At 55.8% G+C, this 593-nt stretch carries 1 protein-coding gene; it reads right to left on the bottom strand.

Annotated features, from left to right (window positions below; genetic code table 11):
- Positions 1-559 (bottom strand): ABC transporter substrate-binding protein (locus ABD339_RS33580; protein WP_344570952.1); only part of this gene is annotated, 559 nt, incomplete at its 3' end.
- Positions 560-593 lie beyond the last annotated feature (34 nt).

The raw sequence follows: 593 nt of genomic DNA, 5'->3' as shown, positions 1-593 counted from the left end.
CTGCCGACAGAATAGAGGCGAAGTCCATGCCCCAGTCGGCAAGAAACGCCGCGTTCGGCTCGTTGAGCTCGAACTGCACATGGTAATCATCCACCTTTTTCACCGATTTAATCAGCTTATCGAGGCCCACGTCGTGGAAGTATTCATAGTTCCCCTGCGACACCTTATGATAAGGATGCTGAGGATCCATCTGGCGCAGCACGGAGAACAGGACGTCGTCGGCGTTAAAATCGCGGGTCGGTTTGAAGAATTTGTTGCTGTTGAACTTCACCCCCTGACGCAGAGTAAAGGTCCAGGTTTTGCCATCCTCAGAGACGTGCCACTCGGTGGCCAGCGACGGGATCGGCGTATTTTTCACCGGGTCAAAGCTCACCAGACGGTTATACAGTACCTGCGAGCTGGCGACGAACGACGGACCGGAGCTGGCGATCTGCGGATTGAAGGACTCCGGAGAGGCTTCTGAGCAGTAGACCAGAGTGTCATTGCCTGCGGCCCAGGCGGCGCCGGCCGGCAGCAGGGCGCTCAGCAGCAGCGCCAGCGTGGTTTTCCCTGTAGACATGGTTATAAGTCCTGATTATTGATTATAAGAACGG

The sequence above is a fragment of the Streptomyces axinellae genome (assembly GCF_039532135.1).
GTDB classification, from domain to species: Bacteria; Actinomycetota; Actinomycetes; order Streptomycetales; family Streptomycetaceae; genus Streptomyces; species Streptomyces axinellae.
Note: the sequence above shows the minus strand (reverse complement) of the source record. Positions and strands in the feature narration are given on the sequence as shown.